This is a genomic window from Qipengyuania soli (assembly GCF_015529805.1).
Classification (GTDB): Bacteria; Pseudomonadota; Alphaproteobacteria; order Sphingomonadales; family Sphingomonadaceae; genus Qipengyuania; species Qipengyuania soli.
This window is the reverse complement of sequence record NZ_CP064654.1, coordinates 959,690-975,296: the sequence shown is the minus strand read 5'-3', so window position 1 is coordinate 975,296 and position 15,607 is coordinate 959,690. Positions and strand designations below refer to the sequence as shown.

Genomic DNA, 15,607 nt, shown 5'->3' with positions numbered 1-15,607 from the left:
ATAATGCCCTTGCGCCATGGACTTTCTCTCCATGGCGCTTATTTCCTTCGCCATGGTCTCCCCGCCCGAGAAATTGCCAGCGTACGTGGTCAAGGCTGCCGATCTCTCCGCGCTATATTATCTCGACACTGCACACCCGCGTCCTCGGACAATGGAGTGGATCAATCGCGGCACCGACCAGCGTCTGCGTCCCTCGACCATCGACATGCTCTTGCGCACGATGTTCCGCGAAACTCACACGCCTAGCGTCCAGAAACTCCATGATTCAGCCGGCCTTCGCGCCGAATTCCGATCAGAACGCGAACGCGACAGCTTCGCTCGCGCCTTCGATATCGCCCGCAAGAAATTGAATGAAAGCAAGGATTTCATCCTGACCTCCGTGTTCGACCAGCTTGAAGCGGCGAACGCCGCCGTGCTGGCGATCAAGTCAGTTGGTGTTCCTGACGAGGCAATTTCTCTCGTCTGGCGGGCTAGCAACTATCTCGACCAGCCCTACGAGCCGCCCAAGGGTCACTCGGTTGGCGAAATCACCACGGGCGTCGTGGGCGGCGGTATTGCCGGTGCCTTGTTCGGCATGGCGGTGCTGTTCGTGCCGGGCGTTGGTCCGGTGGCCGTAGCGGGCGCGCTGACCGCATCAGCTTTCGGCTCGGTTGCAGGTGTCAGCGGCGTCATCGGCGCGACCGGCAGCGCAATTGCCAAGATGTTGAGCGATCACGACGTCGACGGGGTCGAGGTCGGCTTCTACGAACAGGAAATTCGCCGCGGCAAGGTTTTCGTATCGGTCGACACCCGCAAGTGCGAAGATTGCAGGGACGAGGTCGTCGGCCTGTTTGCGAGCATGGGAGGCCGCAGGGCCGAAAGCTGATCCGTCGCGGTCAGGTCAGAACGAGAAGTGCAGTTTCAGCGCTTGATGGCGAAGAAGGCAAACAGACCCGCAGCCATCCACACCTTCCCATGACGTGGGCCCACGCGCGGGACGAATGCCGGATCGTCGTCATCTTCGGCATAGGCGTAGCTTTCGGCTACCTGGCCCGCCATGAATGGACGCGCCTGCTGCAAGTGAGACGACCGCGATGCGGTCTCCAGACCTTTCCTGCCAAAAACCATCGGAATTGCCCCCCGATCGCTGAACTGTCCGGCAAGAATAGCTCGTCGAGGTTCCCAAATTGTTACTGCGCCGGAAAGCATGTCTGGCGCTTTTCCTACTCTGCATTGCACGCCTACGAACGGCCTGTGACAGAGTGTTGGATCTGGCAAAGGTTTCGGCTGAAGGCATTGCGCCTGCGTACCCGCAGTTTCACTTGCCAGAACCGTGTTCCATGTGTTCCATCCTGTTGGAACAAGGCCGGGGATCCCTCATCCGATCCTGCATGCGTCCAAAGGGAGAGAGACCGACATGAGCGAAGCCATCATCGACCCTGACCTGCCGATCATCGACCCGCATCACCACCTGTGGGACCTGCGGCCACTGATGAGCGCTTTCCCGGAACCTCGGCATGACTTCCTCGAGGCGCTGGTTGGCGCGGCCTACTACACCTTCGACGAGCTCCACGCAGACACGCACAGCGGCCATAACGTGGTGGGGACCGTGTTCATGGAATGCGGCGCGTTCTACGATGCCTCGCGCGGCGAATCGCTGAAGACGGTGGGCGAAGTCGAGTTCGTCAACGGGGTTGCGGCACAGGGTGCGAGCGGACTTTATGGCGACTATCGCCCGTGCGCTGCCATCGTGGGTCATGCTGACCTGACGCTGGGCGATGCGGTGAAACCGGTGATCGAGGCTCTGGTCGCTGCCGGCAACGGGCGCTTCCGCGGCATTCGCCATGCTGCCGCCTGGGATGCCGATCCGGAGGTCCTCGGCCCTCCCTTCCATGCGCCAGAGGGCCTGTACAATTCCGACGCCTTCCGTGCCGGTTTTGCCGCCTATTCCGAATATGGCCTGACTTTCGATGCCTGGCTGCTCGAACCGCAGCTGGGTGACGTCCTCGCGCTGGCACGGGCTTTCCCGCAGCAGCAGATCGTGCTCGACCACTGCGGAACCCCGCTCAACATCGCAAGCTATCGCGGCAAGCTGCATGAAAACTTCGATCGCTGGCGCCGTTCGATCCACGCCTTGGCCGAATGTCCCAATGTCGCCGTGAAGCTCGGCGGCCTCGCCATGGCCTTCTGCGGCCTCCCTGAAGAAGGGCCGATGAAGGGCCACGGATCGGAGCATCTGGCGGCAATGTGGCGCCCCTACATCGACACCTGCATCGAAGCTTTCGGACCCGATCGCGGGATGTTCGAGAGCAATTACCCGGTCGACCGCTGGGGCGCGAGCTACGCCGAGTTGTGGAATGCCTTCAAGCGCCTTGCCCAGGGCGCCAGCGCCGACGAGAAGCATGCCCTCTTCGCCGGAACTGCTGCGCGCATCTACGGCATCGAGCACGTCCTGCCTGCTGCTTGACGTTTACGTAACGTCATCCTCGACAAGCGCATTCGTGCGCCATAAGCAGATTTGCGTTTCATAGAGCAACGGAGAGTCCCCGCATGTCCCTTCCCGCCCCGTTCGATCGCCTGCGCCTTCCCGTCATCGGATCGCCGCTCTTTATCGTGTCGGGTCCGGAACTGGTAATCGCACAGTGCAAGGCGGGGATCGTGGGCAGCTTTCCCGCGCTCAACGCACGCCCGCAGAGCCAGCTCGACGAATGGCTCCACCAGATCACCGAGGAACTGGCCGCGCACAACCGCGACAATCCCGACCGTCCGGCCGCTCCCTATGCGGTCAACCAGATCGTCCACAAGTCGAACGACCGCCTCGACGCCGACATGGCCACTTGCGCAAAGTGGCAGGTGCCCCTGGTCATCACCTCGCTCGGCGCGCTCGAGGATGTGTTTGCCGCGGTAAAGGGCTGGGGCGGCATTACCATGCACGACGTCATCAACGACCGCTTTGCCCGCAAGGCGATCGAAAAGGGTGCGACCGGCCTGATACCGGTGGCCGCAGGGGCCGGTGGCCATGCCGGCGTGCTCAGCCCTTTTGCGCTGATGCAGGAAATCCGCAGCTGGTTCGATGGCCTTATCGCCCTGTCGGGCTCCATCGCGCATGGCCGTTCGATCCTGGCGGCACAGGCTCTGGGCGCCGACTTCGCCTACATCGGTTCGCCCTGGATCGCGACGAGCGAAGCCAATGCCGACCAGCGCTACAAGGATGCCATCGTCGAAGGCAGCGCCAGCGGCATCGTCTACACCAACCTCTTCACCGGGGTTCATGGCAACTACCTGCGTTCCAGCATCGAGGCCGCCGGCCTCGATCCGGAGAACCTGCCGCAGAGCGATCCTTCGAAGATGAACTTCGGCAGCGGCGGCAACACCAAGGCCAAGGCGTGGAAGGACATCTGGGGTTCGGGTCAGGGCATCGGTACAGTCACGCGCTCTGCTCCTGTCGAGGAGACGGTGGCACGTCTCGAGGCTGAGTACCGCGCGGCCAAGGAAGCGCTGGCCAAGGCGACCGCCTAGGCCGCCGCCCACAACTCCTCGGCGAGTGCGTCGAGGCTCGAAAAGTCTACGCCGGCCCCAAGCGGATCCTTGCGATTGAGCATCAGCGGCTGCCGGCAATCGAGTAGCCTGCGCCGCAGACCCTTCTGCAGCAAAGCCAGGCGCATGGCCGCTGCCTCGTGGTTGTCGGTCCCGAACCTTACCCGATCGCGCGCCCAGGCTCGTTCGATCCGTCCGACCCTGTCGGCGACCATCGCGTTGTAGTCGCGATGCGGCCCCCGGTGCAGCGGGAGCAGAAGCCTGCCCACCGCTTCCTCGCGTGCCGGGAGGAGCATTCCGTTCCGTCGGAAGTCGTCGAAGCCGATCCTCTCCCTCCCGACTGCGTCGAAGAACGGCGTGAAGCACCTCATTGTCAGGAGCTGGCAGGGCAAGAGATGATGACGTTGCAACGAAGGGTCATATTGCGCACCATCGCGGCGATTAACCTTCCGGAAGGGGAGAGGTCTTCGCAACCCGGTCTGGGCAGCGATGCGAGCGGGTGGATCTGCGATCAAGCCAGCTCGACGAAGATCAACTTCCCTTCAGAGTCGGGGCGCAAATGCATTTCCCGACCTTCGAAGGTGAATGGCATGACGTGATCCGGTGGTAGGCTGCCGACGAGCAGGTGTACGACCCTCACCGCCAACCTCGCGGCCGCAATGCGATCGGCCGACAGAGCGGGTTCGAGGGCAATTTCGCGATCGGCAAGGAACGCGAGGCCGTCACTCCGCATGCTGCCATCTTCACCGAAGACATATCCGACAAGACCGAGCGACGGAAACGGACCACCGGCGAGCCATTCGCCGACGATCCGCCTGAAGAGATCGGGTCCGATGAGGGAGCGGGCGGGTGACCAGTAGGCCCCACGAAATTCCCCGCTCGTCTCAGCCAGCAGCAGCGCCAGTTGCAGCATGGTTCGAACGACCGGGAGACTGTTGGTGCCTTCGGCCAGGTGAGGACCGGGAAAAAGTCCGATGGCTTCGAAGTCCCCGCCATCGATATCAGCCGAACACCCGAAACGGTGCGCCACAGGTCCGGTAGTCAATGCGGGGCCATCGCCCAGCCCCAGGACATCGAAAGTAAGGCCGTGACAGACGAGTTCGAGCCATGACGACAGCTCCGCCTCGCGCTCGTCTTTCAGGATTTGATCGGCTTGGACCGGATCATGGCTAACGAACGCGGTGTCGCTGTTTGCCAACTGTTCGACGACGGCACGTCTCGATGGGCGCTGCCCCTTTCCGAAGAATAGGAAAACGCCCGGCATATCCCTCGCCGTGTCAGTACCAGCGTAAATTCTCACCCCCCCGAAAATCGTCGCGCCCCTCCAATTGTCTGAGACTGCGACAGTTTTCACCGTCGTGTCCAGAAAATCCCACTAATATTGGTCCAGTACGGACGAAGTTACTAGTAGATGCCTAACGCGATGCCCTCGGCGAGCGCCTGACCGATTTCGCGGGCTTTTTCCAGAGTGGCCTGCGGCACGGTTTTCTGTGCGAGGATTTCTTCCGCCGACTGGGCATGGGTTATGACGATCCAGCCATCCATCGCTTTTCGCAGACGCCAGCCTGTTGCTATCCGGTCCAGCTGTCGCTGCGCCCCTTCCCCATCGGAACCGGCTGCAATGACCGAGGTATAAGGTCTGCCTTCGATCCTCCCGAGGACCGGGTAGTAGCAGCGATCGAACATCTCTTTCATCGCACCGGTCATTGATGCGAGATTTTCGGGACAGGTGAAGAGGTAGCCGGTGGCTGCGATCAGTTCTTCCGGCCCGACTTGCGAACAATGAAGCAGCTGGGCGCGCTCTCCTGCGCCATCCGCAACCGCTCGCGCCAGGGCCTCAGCTGTGCCTGTACGGCTGTGCCAGACGATGAGAAGTTGTCCACCTTCCATCACGCCAATTTCGCCAGCGCCTGTCGATTGTCAATCGAGCCTGCTTTGCCATCGCCCCCGCTGCGGCTAGGATGCCGCAATGGCATCGCAGGCCCTCTCCCACGTATTCGGCGTCTCACGCTCCCTCAATGAAAGGGCATGGCGCTGGCGCGGTGGTAACATGGAGCTGGCCGCTGGAATGGGTTCCGGCGAGGATATCGTCAGCCAGCTGCTCCTGGCGCGTGGTGTCGCGAGAGAGGATCTCGCGCGGCATCGGAACCCTACACTGAGGGATTTCCTACCCGACCCTTCCGCCTTCCGCGACATGGATGCCGCTGCAGACCGGATCGCGCAGGCGGTTCTGTCGGGCGAGCGGATCACGATCTACGGCGACTACGACGTCGACGGCGCGACGAGTTCAGCCCTTCTCATCCGTCTCCTGCGCGATCTCGGCGTGGAGGCAGGCTACTACATTCCCGATCGCCTGCTCGAGGGCTACGGCCCTTCGGGAGAGGCGCTGGTCAGGCTGGGAGAACAGGGCAGCAGCCTTGTCGTCACTGTCGATTGCGGCGCCATGGCGCACGAAGCACTGGCTATGGCGAACGACGCGGGCGTCGATGTAATCGTTGTCGACCACCACAAGTGCTCGGCCGAACTGCCGCGCGCCGTCGCACTGGTGAACCCGAACCGGCTGGACGAAGACGACCTCGTCGCCTCGCATGGCCACCTTGCTGCGGTCGGCGTTGCCTTCCTGCTGGCGGTCGCACTGGTGCGCACCCTGCGGGCGCAGGACTATTTCGCGTCTCGCAAGGAGCCGGACCTGTTCGCACTGCTCGACCTCGTGGCGCTGGGCACAGTGGCCGATGTCGCCGCCCTGCACGGCCTCAATCGGGCGTTCGTGGCGCAGGGTCTCAAGGTCATGGGCAGGCGCGACAATATCGGCATGTCGGCCCTCATCGACGCAAGCCGGCTGAAGCGCGCCCCTGCCTGCAGCGACCTCGGCTTCGCGCTCGGCCCGCGGATCAATGCCGGAGGTCGCGTGGGAGAATCGACGCTCGGTGTACGCCTCCTCACCACCGAGGATCCCGAGGAGGCGCGCGTTATCGCCGCCCAGCTCTCGGCGCTCAACGACGAGCGTCGCGCGATCGAGGCCGAAGTGCAGGCTGCGGCCGAGGAACAATTGGCCGCACAGCACAACCGCGCGGTGCACTTGCTGGCGGGACGCGGGTGGCATCCGGGGGTCATCGGAATCGTCGCGGGGCGGATCAAGGAGAAGACCGGGAAACCCTCGCTGGTCATCGCGCTCGACGATGAATCGGGTCAGGGCAAGGGATCGGGCCGCTCGATCGCTGGCGTGGACCTCGGTGCCGCGATTATCCGCGCACGGGACGAAGGCCTTCTGGTGGCTGGCGGCGGGCACGCAATGGCTGCCGGGTTGACGGTCGATGCCGCACAGGTCGAGGCCCTCGCCGAATGGCTCGACACGCATCTGGAGGGGCAGGTCGCCCGTGCGTCGGCCAGTCGCGAGATGTTGCTCGACGTCGCCGTCGCGCCGGGAGGACTGACGCCCGATCTCGTCAACTCGCTGGAAGAAGGCGGACCCTACGGGGTCGGCTGGCCCGGACCGCGGATCGCGGTAGGCCCGGTACGGCTGGTCAAATGCGATATCGTCGGCACGGACCACGTTCGCATCATTGCCGCAGGCGATGATGGCCGCAGCTTCAAGGGAATCGCCTTCCGCGCTGCCGAGAGCGCCATGGGCCAGGCGCTCCTCCACGCGGCGCAGGGCCGTCGAATGTGGCTGGCGGGACGCGCCAAGATCGACGACTGGGGCAACCGGCCCCAGGCGGAACTCCACCTCGAAGATGCCGCGTGGGCCGATTGACGACAAAGCTTTGCCGCAGCGCACATTGAAGGGTTGACGCCTCACCAACCCGCCTCTAAGTGCGCCGCCACGCCACCGATGTGGCCCCTTCGTCTAGCGGTCAGGACGCGGCCCTTTCACGGCTGAAACACGGGTTCGATTCCCGTAGGGGTCACCACGGTGGCGTTTTCGATTCCGGCCGGCCACATGGCCAGAACCCTGGAACGGCCCCTTCGTCTAGCGGTCAGGACGCGGCCCTCTCACGGCTGAAACACGGGTTCGATTCCCGTAGGGGTCACCACTTTCGTGACTTTCTCCGAAACTGGTTGGCAGAGCCACAGACTGGCGGCTAAGCCGCGCCACGATGAATGGGCGCCCACTCCCCTGGTCCGGAATATCAATCGCGCTCATAGCATGCGCGTTTCTGGCATTTTTCGGGGTCGACCTTGTCGCAGTCTTGGCCATTCTGCTCGTTTGGGTCGGCTCGCTATGGCTCGTCGGTGCCGAGCCTCCGCCGACCAGCGACACCAGCAACAACGGCTCGCTCACCCGCGATTCGATGCGCGACCTGTTCGAGCATTCGGAAACCCCCGTCATCATCACCGAACGCGACCGGGTGGTCATTGCCAACCATGCGGCACGCGCGCTGCTTGGGGCGCACATCATCGGGCAGGACGTGCGCATGGCACTGCGCCAGCCCGAGGCGGTGCGACTGATCGAACGCGGCTCCGACGGAACCGCGATCGTCCGCAATCTTGCGCGTCGGCATGATATCTGGCGCGTCAATCGCAAGACGATGAACGATGGCCTCGCCGTGATCGAGTTTGTCAGCAAGACCGCCGAAGCGGACATCTCGCGCGCCCATACCGACTTCGTCGCCAATGCCAGCCATGAACTGCGCACGCCGCTGGCGTCGATCATCGGTTATGTCGAAACGCTGCAGGAAGACGTCGAACACCTGCAACCGGCGGTCGCGGAACGGTTCCTAGGGACCATCCATCGTGAATCGAAACGGCTTCAGGACCTTGTCAGCGACCTCATGTCGCTATCTCGGATCGAGGCCGAAAAGCACGATTTGCCCGAGGCGCGAATCGAACTGGCAGGCCTGGTGGAACGTGCTGCGCGCGACGGCGCCGGAAGCGAGCGTGCTGACCGGCTGGAGTTCACGTCCGAGGGCAGCTTCTGGGTCCGCGGCGACGAACAGCAGCTCGAACAGCTCGTCCGCAACCTTGTCGACAATGCCCTGAAGTACGGCGATGCCGACAAGCCAGTATCCGTGGCTGTCGAGCAGCGGAGCGAGAATCGGGTGAGAATCGTCGTTACGGACCGCGGCGACGGTATTCCCGCCGAGCATGTCCCTCACCTCACACGACGTTTCTATCGCACCGACCCCGGCCGTAGCCGTGCATCGGGTGGCACGGGGCTCGGCCTCGCGATCGTGAAGCATATCGTCGAACGTCATCGCGGACGGCTCGATATCGAAAGCACACCGGGTGAAGGGACGCGGGTGACAGTCAGCCTGCCTCTCGAGAGCGAACAACAGGTCGACTAATCGAGCCCGGAACGGGGTTATCCACCGGATTTCCACCGGTCGGAGACACCTACGCGACAACTGTCACATTAGTGTAATCTGCCGGTCATAGGGGCGTCGCCAGATCGTAACCGACTCCCCAAAAGGATCCACAATGACCCGCATATTCCGCCTTTCGGTGGCTGCCGCCGCGCTCAGCTGCACCATGGCCACCCCGGTACTTGCGCAAGACGTCACCGTCACCGCCGACGAACTGGCCGCAATGCGCGCCCAGCTCCAGGCAATGAACGCCCGTATCGACCAGCTCGAAGGCGAACTGGCCGCGGCCAAGGCTGCCAATGACGCACAGGACGCCACGATTGCGGCGCAGGCCGAGACGGTTGCCGCCATTCCCGTCGCCAAGGAACCCGACAGCAAGATCGCCTGGAAGGGCGCACCTGTCATCGAAGGCAAGGGTGGCTGGAGCTTCAAGCCGCGCGGTCGCCTGATGTATGACGCCGGCTTCACCAACGCACCTGATTCGACCGGCCGCAGCGATGGCTTCGGCAATGAAGTGCGCCGCGCGCGCCTTGGCGTCGAAGGCGACATCCCGGGCGGCTTCGGCTACAAGTTCGAACTCGACTTCGCGCACAATGAAGTCGAGGCGGCCGATGCCTACCTTTCCTATACCGATGGTCCGATCGAAGTCATCGTCGGCCACCAGAACAACTTCCAGTCGCTGGAAGAGCTGACCAGCAGCCTGAACACGACCTTCATCGAGCGCGCGGCCTTTACCGACGCATTCGCCTTCGAACGTCGCATCGGTGCATCGGTCACCTACAAGGGCGGCGACTTCATGGCGCAGGGCGGTGTCTTCACCGACAATTTCGCCGACACCGAGACTAACAATCGCGGTGCCGACGCGCGCCTCGTCTACATGCCGAAGATGGGCAAGACCCAGCTCCACTTCGGTGGTTCGGTGCATTACAACGACATCGCCGAAGATGGCGCCACCGTGCGTTACCGCCAGCGTCCGCTAGTCCACTTCACCTCCGAGCGCTTCATCAACACCGGCAATATCCCTGCCGACAGCGAATTCGGCCTCGGCCTGGAAGCTGCCATGATCTCCGGACCGTTCCACGCGGCGGCCGAAGGTTACTGGCAGAAGGTCAACCTCGCCGGCGCCGGTGCCAACCCGACCTTCTTCGGCGGTTATGCAGAAGTCGGCTACTACCTCACCAAGGGTGACACCCGCGGTTACAAGAGCGGCAAGTTCGACCGCTCGAAGCCGGCCAACCCGTTCAACAAGGGCGGCATGGGATCGCTGCAGCTCAACCTGCGCTATGACTTCCTCGACCTCAATGACGCCGGCATCGTCGGCGGCACCCAGGACGGCCTGCTCGCATCGCTGATCTGGAAGCCGACCGACTACACCCTGTTCGGTGTCAACTACGGCATCCTGCAGTATGACGATGCGGTTTACGCTCTCGCCGACGGCGATCGCTCGTACAATGTCGATGCCTTCGGCGTCCGCGCACAGATCGATTTCTGATCACGCGTCAGACTATTGTCGCAACCGTGTAACATTGAGGCGCTTTGGCGCCGCTAGTTTCCAACCAAGGGGCTTTCCCATGACCAAGTTCAAGACCATCGCTTTCCTGGCTGTTTCGACCGTCGCTCTTGCCGCTTGCGGCAGCAATGGTGGTGATTCGGCTACCCGCGACTCGATCCGCGCTGCCGGTTCGTCGACCGTCTATCCGTTCGCCAAGGCCGTCGCCGAGGCATTCAGCCGCGACAACCCCAACTTCAAGGCTCCGATCATCGAATCGATCGGTTCGGGCGCCGGCATCGAAGCATTCTGCAAGGGCGAAGGCTTCGAAACTCCCGACATCGCGAACGCATCGCGTCGCATGAAGGCAAGCGAGTTCGAAACCTGCAAGACCAACGGCGTCACCGACATCGTTGAAATCCAGGTCGGCCTCGACGGCATCGCGCTGGCTTCGTCGAAGGGCGGGATCACCATGAACCTGACTCCGAAGATCGTTTACGAAGCGCTGGCCGCCAAGCCTTACGGCAAGGACCAGACCGCCAAGACCTGGAAGGACGTCGATCCTTCGCTCCCGGCGACCCCGATCCTCGTCTATGGCCCGCCGTCGACTTCGGGTACCCGTGACGCGCTCAAGGAACTGATCCTCGAAGCCGGTTGCAAGACCGACGAGGCGACCAAGGCGCTCAAGGAAACGAACGAGGACGAATTCAAGAAGATCTGCACCGAAGTCCGTGCGGACGGCGCCTATGTCGACCAGGGCGAGCAGGACAACCTGATCGTGCAGAAGATCGAAGGCAACAAGAACGCCGTCGGCATCTTCGGCTATTCCTACCTCGAAGAGAACGCCGACAAGGTCCAGGGCCTGACCATGAACGGTGTCGAGCCGACCTACGACAACATCGCAAGCTTCGAATATCCGGGCGCCCGCCCGCTGTTCATGTACGTGAAGAAGAACCACCTCGACGCCGTTCCGGGCCTCAAGGAATACCTCGCCGCATGGACGAAGATGTGGGCAAAGGATGGCCCGCTTGCAAAGCATGGGCTTGTCGCGTCGCCGGATGACGTTATGGCGACCAGCACAAAGGCCGCTACCGAGTACACCCTGCTCGACGGCTCGCAGCTGAAGTAAGGTTATATAACACGCATGTCGCCAACCATCTTGCTACTCCTGGCCCTTGGCCTCGGGCTTGCCGGATGGTTGGCGGCCCGCGCGCGTGCCTGGACCTTCAAACGCCAGAGCACTGACGGCCGCATTGCGAGCCTGCCAAGCTATCACGCCTGGTATGTCGCGTTGTGGGTCGTCCTTCCGGTCCTCGCCTTTGCCGCCACCTGGTCGGCACTGGCGCCGGGACTGGTGACGCAGTCGGTCCTGGCCGATCCGGCCGCCGCCCAGCTTCCAGCCTTCGGCTTCCAGCGCCAGGCGATCCTCAACGAGGCGCGCAACGTCGCGACCGGAGCTGCCCCCGCTGTATTCAACCAGCAGGCTGCCGCGCTGGTCGAACCTTTCCGCGATGCCCTGACGTTCTACAACTGGACCGGCATTGCCGCGACGCTGGTCATCGCGTTTCTTGCCGGGACTTGGGCCTTCCTTCGCCTGAAGCCCGACTTTGCCGCCCGCACCAAGGTCGAACGGATCGTGATGGTGATCCTCCTCGGCGCGTCGCTGGTAGCGATCCTGACGACCATCGGCATCCTTGCCAGCCTCGTCTTCGAGACGGTGCGATTCTTCGGCATGGTCTCGCCGATCGACTTCCTCTTCGGTACGCACTGGGGCCCCGACCCGATGGCCAATGCCTCCGCGGTCGACGGCAGCCGCTACGGTGCCATTCCGCTGTTCTGGGGAACGCTGTTCATCGGCGCGATCATCGCCATGATCGTGGCCATTCCGCTCGGACTGATGAGCGCGATCTACCTTACGCAATATGCCGCGCCGGGACTGCGCAAATGGATCAAGCCCGCGCTCGAGATCCTCGCCGGCGTGCCGACCGTGGTCTACGGCTATTTCGCCGCCCTCACCATTGCACCCGCCATCCGCGATCTCGCTTTGGCGCTGGGCGTTTCCAACCCCTCGAGCGAAAGCGCGCTGGCAGCAGGCCTCGTCATGGGCGTGATGATCATCCCCTTCGTGTCCTCGATGGCAGACGATTCCATCGCCGCCGTCCCGCAGGCCATGCGCGACGGCAGCCTGGCGATGGGCGCGACGACCAGCGAGACCATCCGCCGCGTGCTGGTTCCCGCAGCCCTCCCCGGCATCGTCGCGGGCATCATGCTCGCCATCAGCCGCGCCATTGGCGAGACCATGATCGTGGTCATGGCTGCCTCCACCGCCGCCAATTTGACCGCCAACCCGCTCGAGGCGATGACCACGGTCACGGTCCAGATCGTCGCCATGCTGACCGGTGAAGGCAGTTTCGATCACCCCGCAACGCTGAGCGCCTTCGCGCTCGGCTTCGTCCTGTTCATGGTCACCCTCGGCCTGAATTTCGTCGCCCTGCGCGTCGTGAAGAGGTTCCGCGAAGCATATGAGTGAGCGCGTCGCCCCCACCCGCACCGCCGAATTCGAGGCGCGACTGCAGAAGCGCTACGCTGCGGAAAAACGCTTCAAGGCCGTCGGCCTCGGCGCGATCCTGTTTTCGATTACGGTGTTGCTGTTCCTGCTCGTCACGATGACCCTGAACGGCATCGGCGGCTTCCAGCGGGTCGAAATGGATGTGCCGATCAATTTCGCCGAAGCCGGCATTGCCGCCGACCCCACGGCGATGGCCCAGCCCGATGCGGTCAACACCCTGCAGGCACAGGGCCTCGCCGAAGTGGTCGCGTTCTTCGCGAGCAAGGAACTCGGCGATGAAGCCGCTGCGGAAATCGGGCCTGATGCGTGGCGCGACGTCGCTGATGCCATAATCGAAGATCCCTCCATCCTGCGCGAGGAAGTGACATTTTCGCTGCCGACGTCCGCAAAGCTGGCCTCCGCCTATTCCGGAGATGGTTCGCCCGAGATGCGCAAGCTTGCAACCAAGCTGACCGCAGAAGGCAAGCTAGAGAAAAACTTCGACGTCGGCTTCCTGTCACGCTCGGACGCCACCAATCCGCAGCAGGTGGGGATCTGGGGTGCACTCAAGGGCTCGATGCTGACCATGGCGATCACGCTGATGCTCGCCTTCCCGATCGGCGTCCTTGCGGCACTTTACCTCGAGGAATACGCGCCCAAGAACCGCTGGACCGACCTGATCGAGGTTTCGATCAACAACCTTGCCGCGGTCCCCTCCATCATCTTCGGCCTCCTTGGCCTCGCGGTCTTCCTGTGGATTTTCCCGAGCTATCGCTCAGCACCGCTCATCGGCGGCATGACGCTGGCACTGATGACCATGCCGGTAATCGTGATTTCCGGCCGCAACGCGATCAAGGCAGTTCCGCCCAGCATCCGCGATGGCGCACTCGCTATCGGTGCATCGCCGGTGCAGGTCGTGTTCCACCACGTCCTGCCGCTCGCACTGCCCGGCATCCTTACCGGAACCATCATCGGCATGGCCCGCGCGCTCGGCGAAACCGCGCCGCTGCTGATGATCGGCATGCGCGCCTTCGTGGCGACGCCGCCTGACGGATTTACCTCCCCCGCGACCGTGCTCCCGGTCCAGATCTTCCTCTGGTCGGACGAAATCGACCGCGGTTTCGTGGAACGCACCAGCGCGGCGATTATCGTGCTATTGCTGTTCCTGCTCGTCATGAACGGGCTCGCAATCTACCTGCGCAACAAGTTCGAGAAAAAGTGGTGACCGTAGTTCACGAAAACCTTGAAGTGACCGACGCCAAGATGAGCGCGCGCGACGTCTCCGTATTCTACGGGGACAAGAAGGCCATCGACGAGGTGTCCATCGACATCCCGACGCAGTACGTCACGGCCTTCATCGGCCCCTCGGGCTGCGGCAAGTCGACCTTCCTGCGCACGCTCAATCGCATGAACGACACCATCCCCTCGGCCCGGGTCGAAGGCGAGATCACGCTCGATGGCGAGGATATCTACCGTTCGAAGATGGACGTCGTGCAGTTGCGCGCGCGCGTCGGCATGGTGTTCCAGAAGCCGAATCCCTTCCCCAAGTCGATCTACGAGAACATCGCCTACGGCCCGAAAATCCATGGCCTGGCAGAAGGCAAGGAAGAGCTCGACGCCATCGTAGAAAAGTCGCTCCAGCGTGCCGGCCTGTGGAACGAGGTCAAGGACCGCCTGCAGGACAGCGGCACCGCGCTTTCGGGCGGCCAGCAGCAGCGTCTGTGCATCGCCCGCGCGATCGCCGTCGACCCCGAGGTCATCCTGATGGACGAACCGTGCTCGGCCCTCGACCCCATCGCGACCGCGAAGATCGAGGAACTGATCGCTGAACTCGCTGGCAGCTACGCCATCGTCATCGTTACCCACTCGATGCAGCAGGCTGCCCGCGTCAGCCAGCGCACTGCCTTCTTCCATCTCGGAAAGATGGTAGAATACGGTCGCACATCGGACATCTTCACCAACCCGCTCGAACAGCGGACGCAGGACTACATTACAGGGCGTTACGGCTGATGCAGGAACATACCGTCAAGGCATTCGACGAGGATATCACCCGGCTGCGCGGCCTGATCGCGGAGATGGGCGGTCTGGCCGAGGCTGCAATCCAGGAAGCGATGGACGCCCTGATCCAGGGCGACGACGAGCTCGCGAAGAAGGTCGTCAAGGGCGACAAGAAGATCGACGCGCTGGAGAGCGAGGTCGACAAGCTGGCCGTCCGTATCATCGCCCTTCGCGCCCCGATGGCCGACGACCTGCGCGAAGTCATCGCCGCGCTCAAGATCGCGGGCGTTGTCGAGCGTATCGGCGACTATTCGAAGAACATCGCCAAGGCGAGCAAGGAAATCGGCCCGAACCGCAAGAAGTTCGAGCCGCTGACCCTGCTTCCCGCGATGGCCGAAGTGGCCGGCGAGATGGTCCACGACGTGCTGACCGCCTATGCCGCCCGCGATGCCGAACTGGCGCGCGAAGTCATTGCGACCGACGAGAAGGTCGATGCCTTCTACAATTCGATCTTCCGCAACCTCGTCAGCCACATGGTCGAAAATCCGTCGACGATCTCGAGCGCGGCCCAGCTGCTGTTCGTCGCCCGCAACCTCGAGCGCATTGGCGACCATGCGACCAATGTTGCCGAAATGGTGCACTTCGCGGCGACCGGGAATTATCCGCCCGACGGGGACGCCTGACACAAATCTGTAGCGCAAGGGTCATAAAGCAGTGCCGACCGAGAATGGAAATCCGCGGGAAGGCAAACTT

At 63.0% G+C, this 15,607-nt stretch carries 15 protein-coding genes and 2 tRNA genes; 13 read left to right on the top strand and 4 right to left on the bottom strand.

Going from position 1 to position 15,607, the window contains the following annotated elements:
• Positions 1-31: 31 nt before the first annotated feature.
• Entirely contained in the window at positions 32-865 is an 834-nt protein-coding gene (locus IRL76_RS04875; RefSeq protein WP_200983664.1) for a hypothetical protein, read from the top strand.
• Between the two features lie 35 nt (positions 866-900).
• Here IRL76_RS04875 and IRL76_RS04870 read toward each other — a convergent pair whose 3' ends face one another.
• Positions 901-1,038 (bottom strand): hypothetical protein, encoded by a 138-nt coding sequence (locus IRL76_RS04870; protein ID WP_200983662.1) that lies wholly within the window; start codon positions 1,036-1,038, stop codon positions 901-903.
• Between the two features lie 358 nt (positions 1,039-1,396).
• Here IRL76_RS04870 and IRL76_RS04865 point away from each other — a divergent pair, with 358 nt between their 5' ends.
• Together IRL76_RS04865 and IRL76_RS04860 are read left to right on the top strand one after the other, a co-directional pair.
• On the top strand, positions 1,397-2,446 hold the full coding sequence (locus tag IRL76_RS04865; RefSeq protein WP_200983660.1) for an amidohydrolase family protein: 1,050 nt from the start codon (positions 1,397-1,399) through the stop codon (positions 2,444-2,446).
• Positions 2,447-2,529: 83 nt separating this feature from the next.
• Positions 2,530-3,498 (top strand): NAD(P)H-dependent flavin oxidoreductase, encoded by a 969-nt coding sequence (locus IRL76_RS04860; protein ID WP_200983659.1) that lies wholly within the window; start codon positions 2,530-2,532, stop codon positions 3,496-3,498.
• Here the strand turns inward: IRL76_RS04860 and IRL76_RS04855 are convergent.
• From IRL76_RS04855 to IRL76_RS04845, 3 genes are all read right to left on the bottom strand, one after another.
• On the bottom strand, positions 3,495-3,989 hold the full coding sequence (locus IRL76_RS04855) for an AHH domain-containing protein (protein WP_200983658.1): 495 nt from the start codon (positions 3,987-3,989) through the stop codon (positions 3,495-3,497). The two genes, IRL76_RS04860 and IRL76_RS04855, sit on opposite strands and share 4 nt — an antisense overlap.
• A gap of 38 nt (positions 3,990-4,027) precedes the next feature.
• Positions 4,028-4,780, bottom strand: a complete 753-nt coding sequence (locus IRL76_RS04850) for a hypothetical protein (protein WP_200983657.1) — start codon at positions 4,778-4,780, stop codon at positions 4,028-4,030.
• Positions 4,781-4,920: 140 nt separating this feature from the next.
• Positions 4,921-5,406 (bottom strand): flavodoxin family protein, encoded by a 486-nt coding sequence (locus IRL76_RS04845; RefSeq protein WP_200983656.1) that lies wholly within the window; start codon positions 5,404-5,406, stop codon positions 4,921-4,923.
• A 79-nt stretch (positions 5,407-5,485) separates the two neighbouring features.
• On the opposite strand from IRL76_RS04845, the gene recJ reads away from it, so the two are divergent.
• From recJ to phoU, 10 genes are all read left to right on the top strand, one after another.
• Positions 5,486-7,270 carry a single-stranded-DNA-specific exonuclease RecJ gene (gene recJ, locus IRL76_RS04840; RefSeq protein WP_200983655.1) on the top strand — a complete coding sequence of 595 codons (1,785 nt, stop codon included), beginning with the start codon at positions 5,486-5,488 and terminating at the stop codon, positions 7,268-7,270.
• A gap of 82 nt (positions 7,271-7,352) precedes the next feature.
• Positions 7,353-7,427 (top strand) — tRNA-Glu (locus tag IRL76_RS04835).
• Between the two features lie 48 nt (positions 7,428-7,475).
• Positions 7,476-7,550: transfer RNA gene (locus IRL76_RS04830), tRNA-Glu, on the top strand.
• Positions 7,551-7,706: 156 nt separating this feature from the next.
• Entirely contained in the window at positions 7,707-8,801 is a 1,095-nt protein-coding gene (locus IRL76_RS04825; protein WP_246450000.1) for a sensor histidine kinase, read from the top strand.
• Positions 8,802-8,934: 133 nt separating this feature from the next.
• Complete coding sequence (locus IRL76_RS04820; RefSeq protein ID WP_200983653.1) at positions 8,935-10,311, top strand: OprO/OprP family phosphate-selective porin; 1,377 nt, start codon at positions 8,935-8,937, stop codon at positions 10,309-10,311.
• Between the two features lie 79 nt (positions 10,312-10,390).
• Positions 10,391-11,437, top strand: a complete 1,047-nt coding sequence (locus IRL76_RS04815; RefSeq protein WP_200983652.1) for a substrate-binding domain-containing protein — start codon at positions 10,391-10,393, stop codon at positions 11,435-11,437.
• Between the two features lie 15 nt (positions 11,438-11,452).
• Entirely contained in the window at positions 11,453-12,838 is a 1,386-nt protein-coding gene (gene pstC, locus IRL76_RS04810; RefSeq protein WP_200983650.1) for a phosphate ABC transporter permease subunit PstC, read from the top strand.
• A complete protein-coding gene (pstA, locus tag IRL76_RS04805) occupies positions 12,831-14,081 on the top strand; it encodes a phosphate ABC transporter permease PstA (protein ID WP_200983649.1) in 1,251 nt (416 codons plus the stop codon). Before pstC ends, pstA begins: the two co-directional genes overlap by 8 nt.
• Positions 14,082-14,119: 38 nt before the next feature.
• Positions 14,120-14,866, top strand: a complete 747-nt coding sequence (gene pstB, locus IRL76_RS04800) for a phosphate ABC transporter ATP-binding protein PstB (protein ID WP_216629308.1) — start codon at positions 14,120-14,122, stop codon at positions 14,864-14,866.
• A complete protein-coding gene (gene phoU / locus IRL76_RS04795; RefSeq protein WP_200983645.1) occupies positions 14,866-15,537 on the top strand; it encodes a phosphate signaling complex protein PhoU in 672 nt (223 codons plus the stop codon). The genes pstB and phoU overlap by 1 nt, the downstream gene beginning before the upstream one ends.
• Positions 15,538-15,607: the final 70 nt, after the last annotated feature.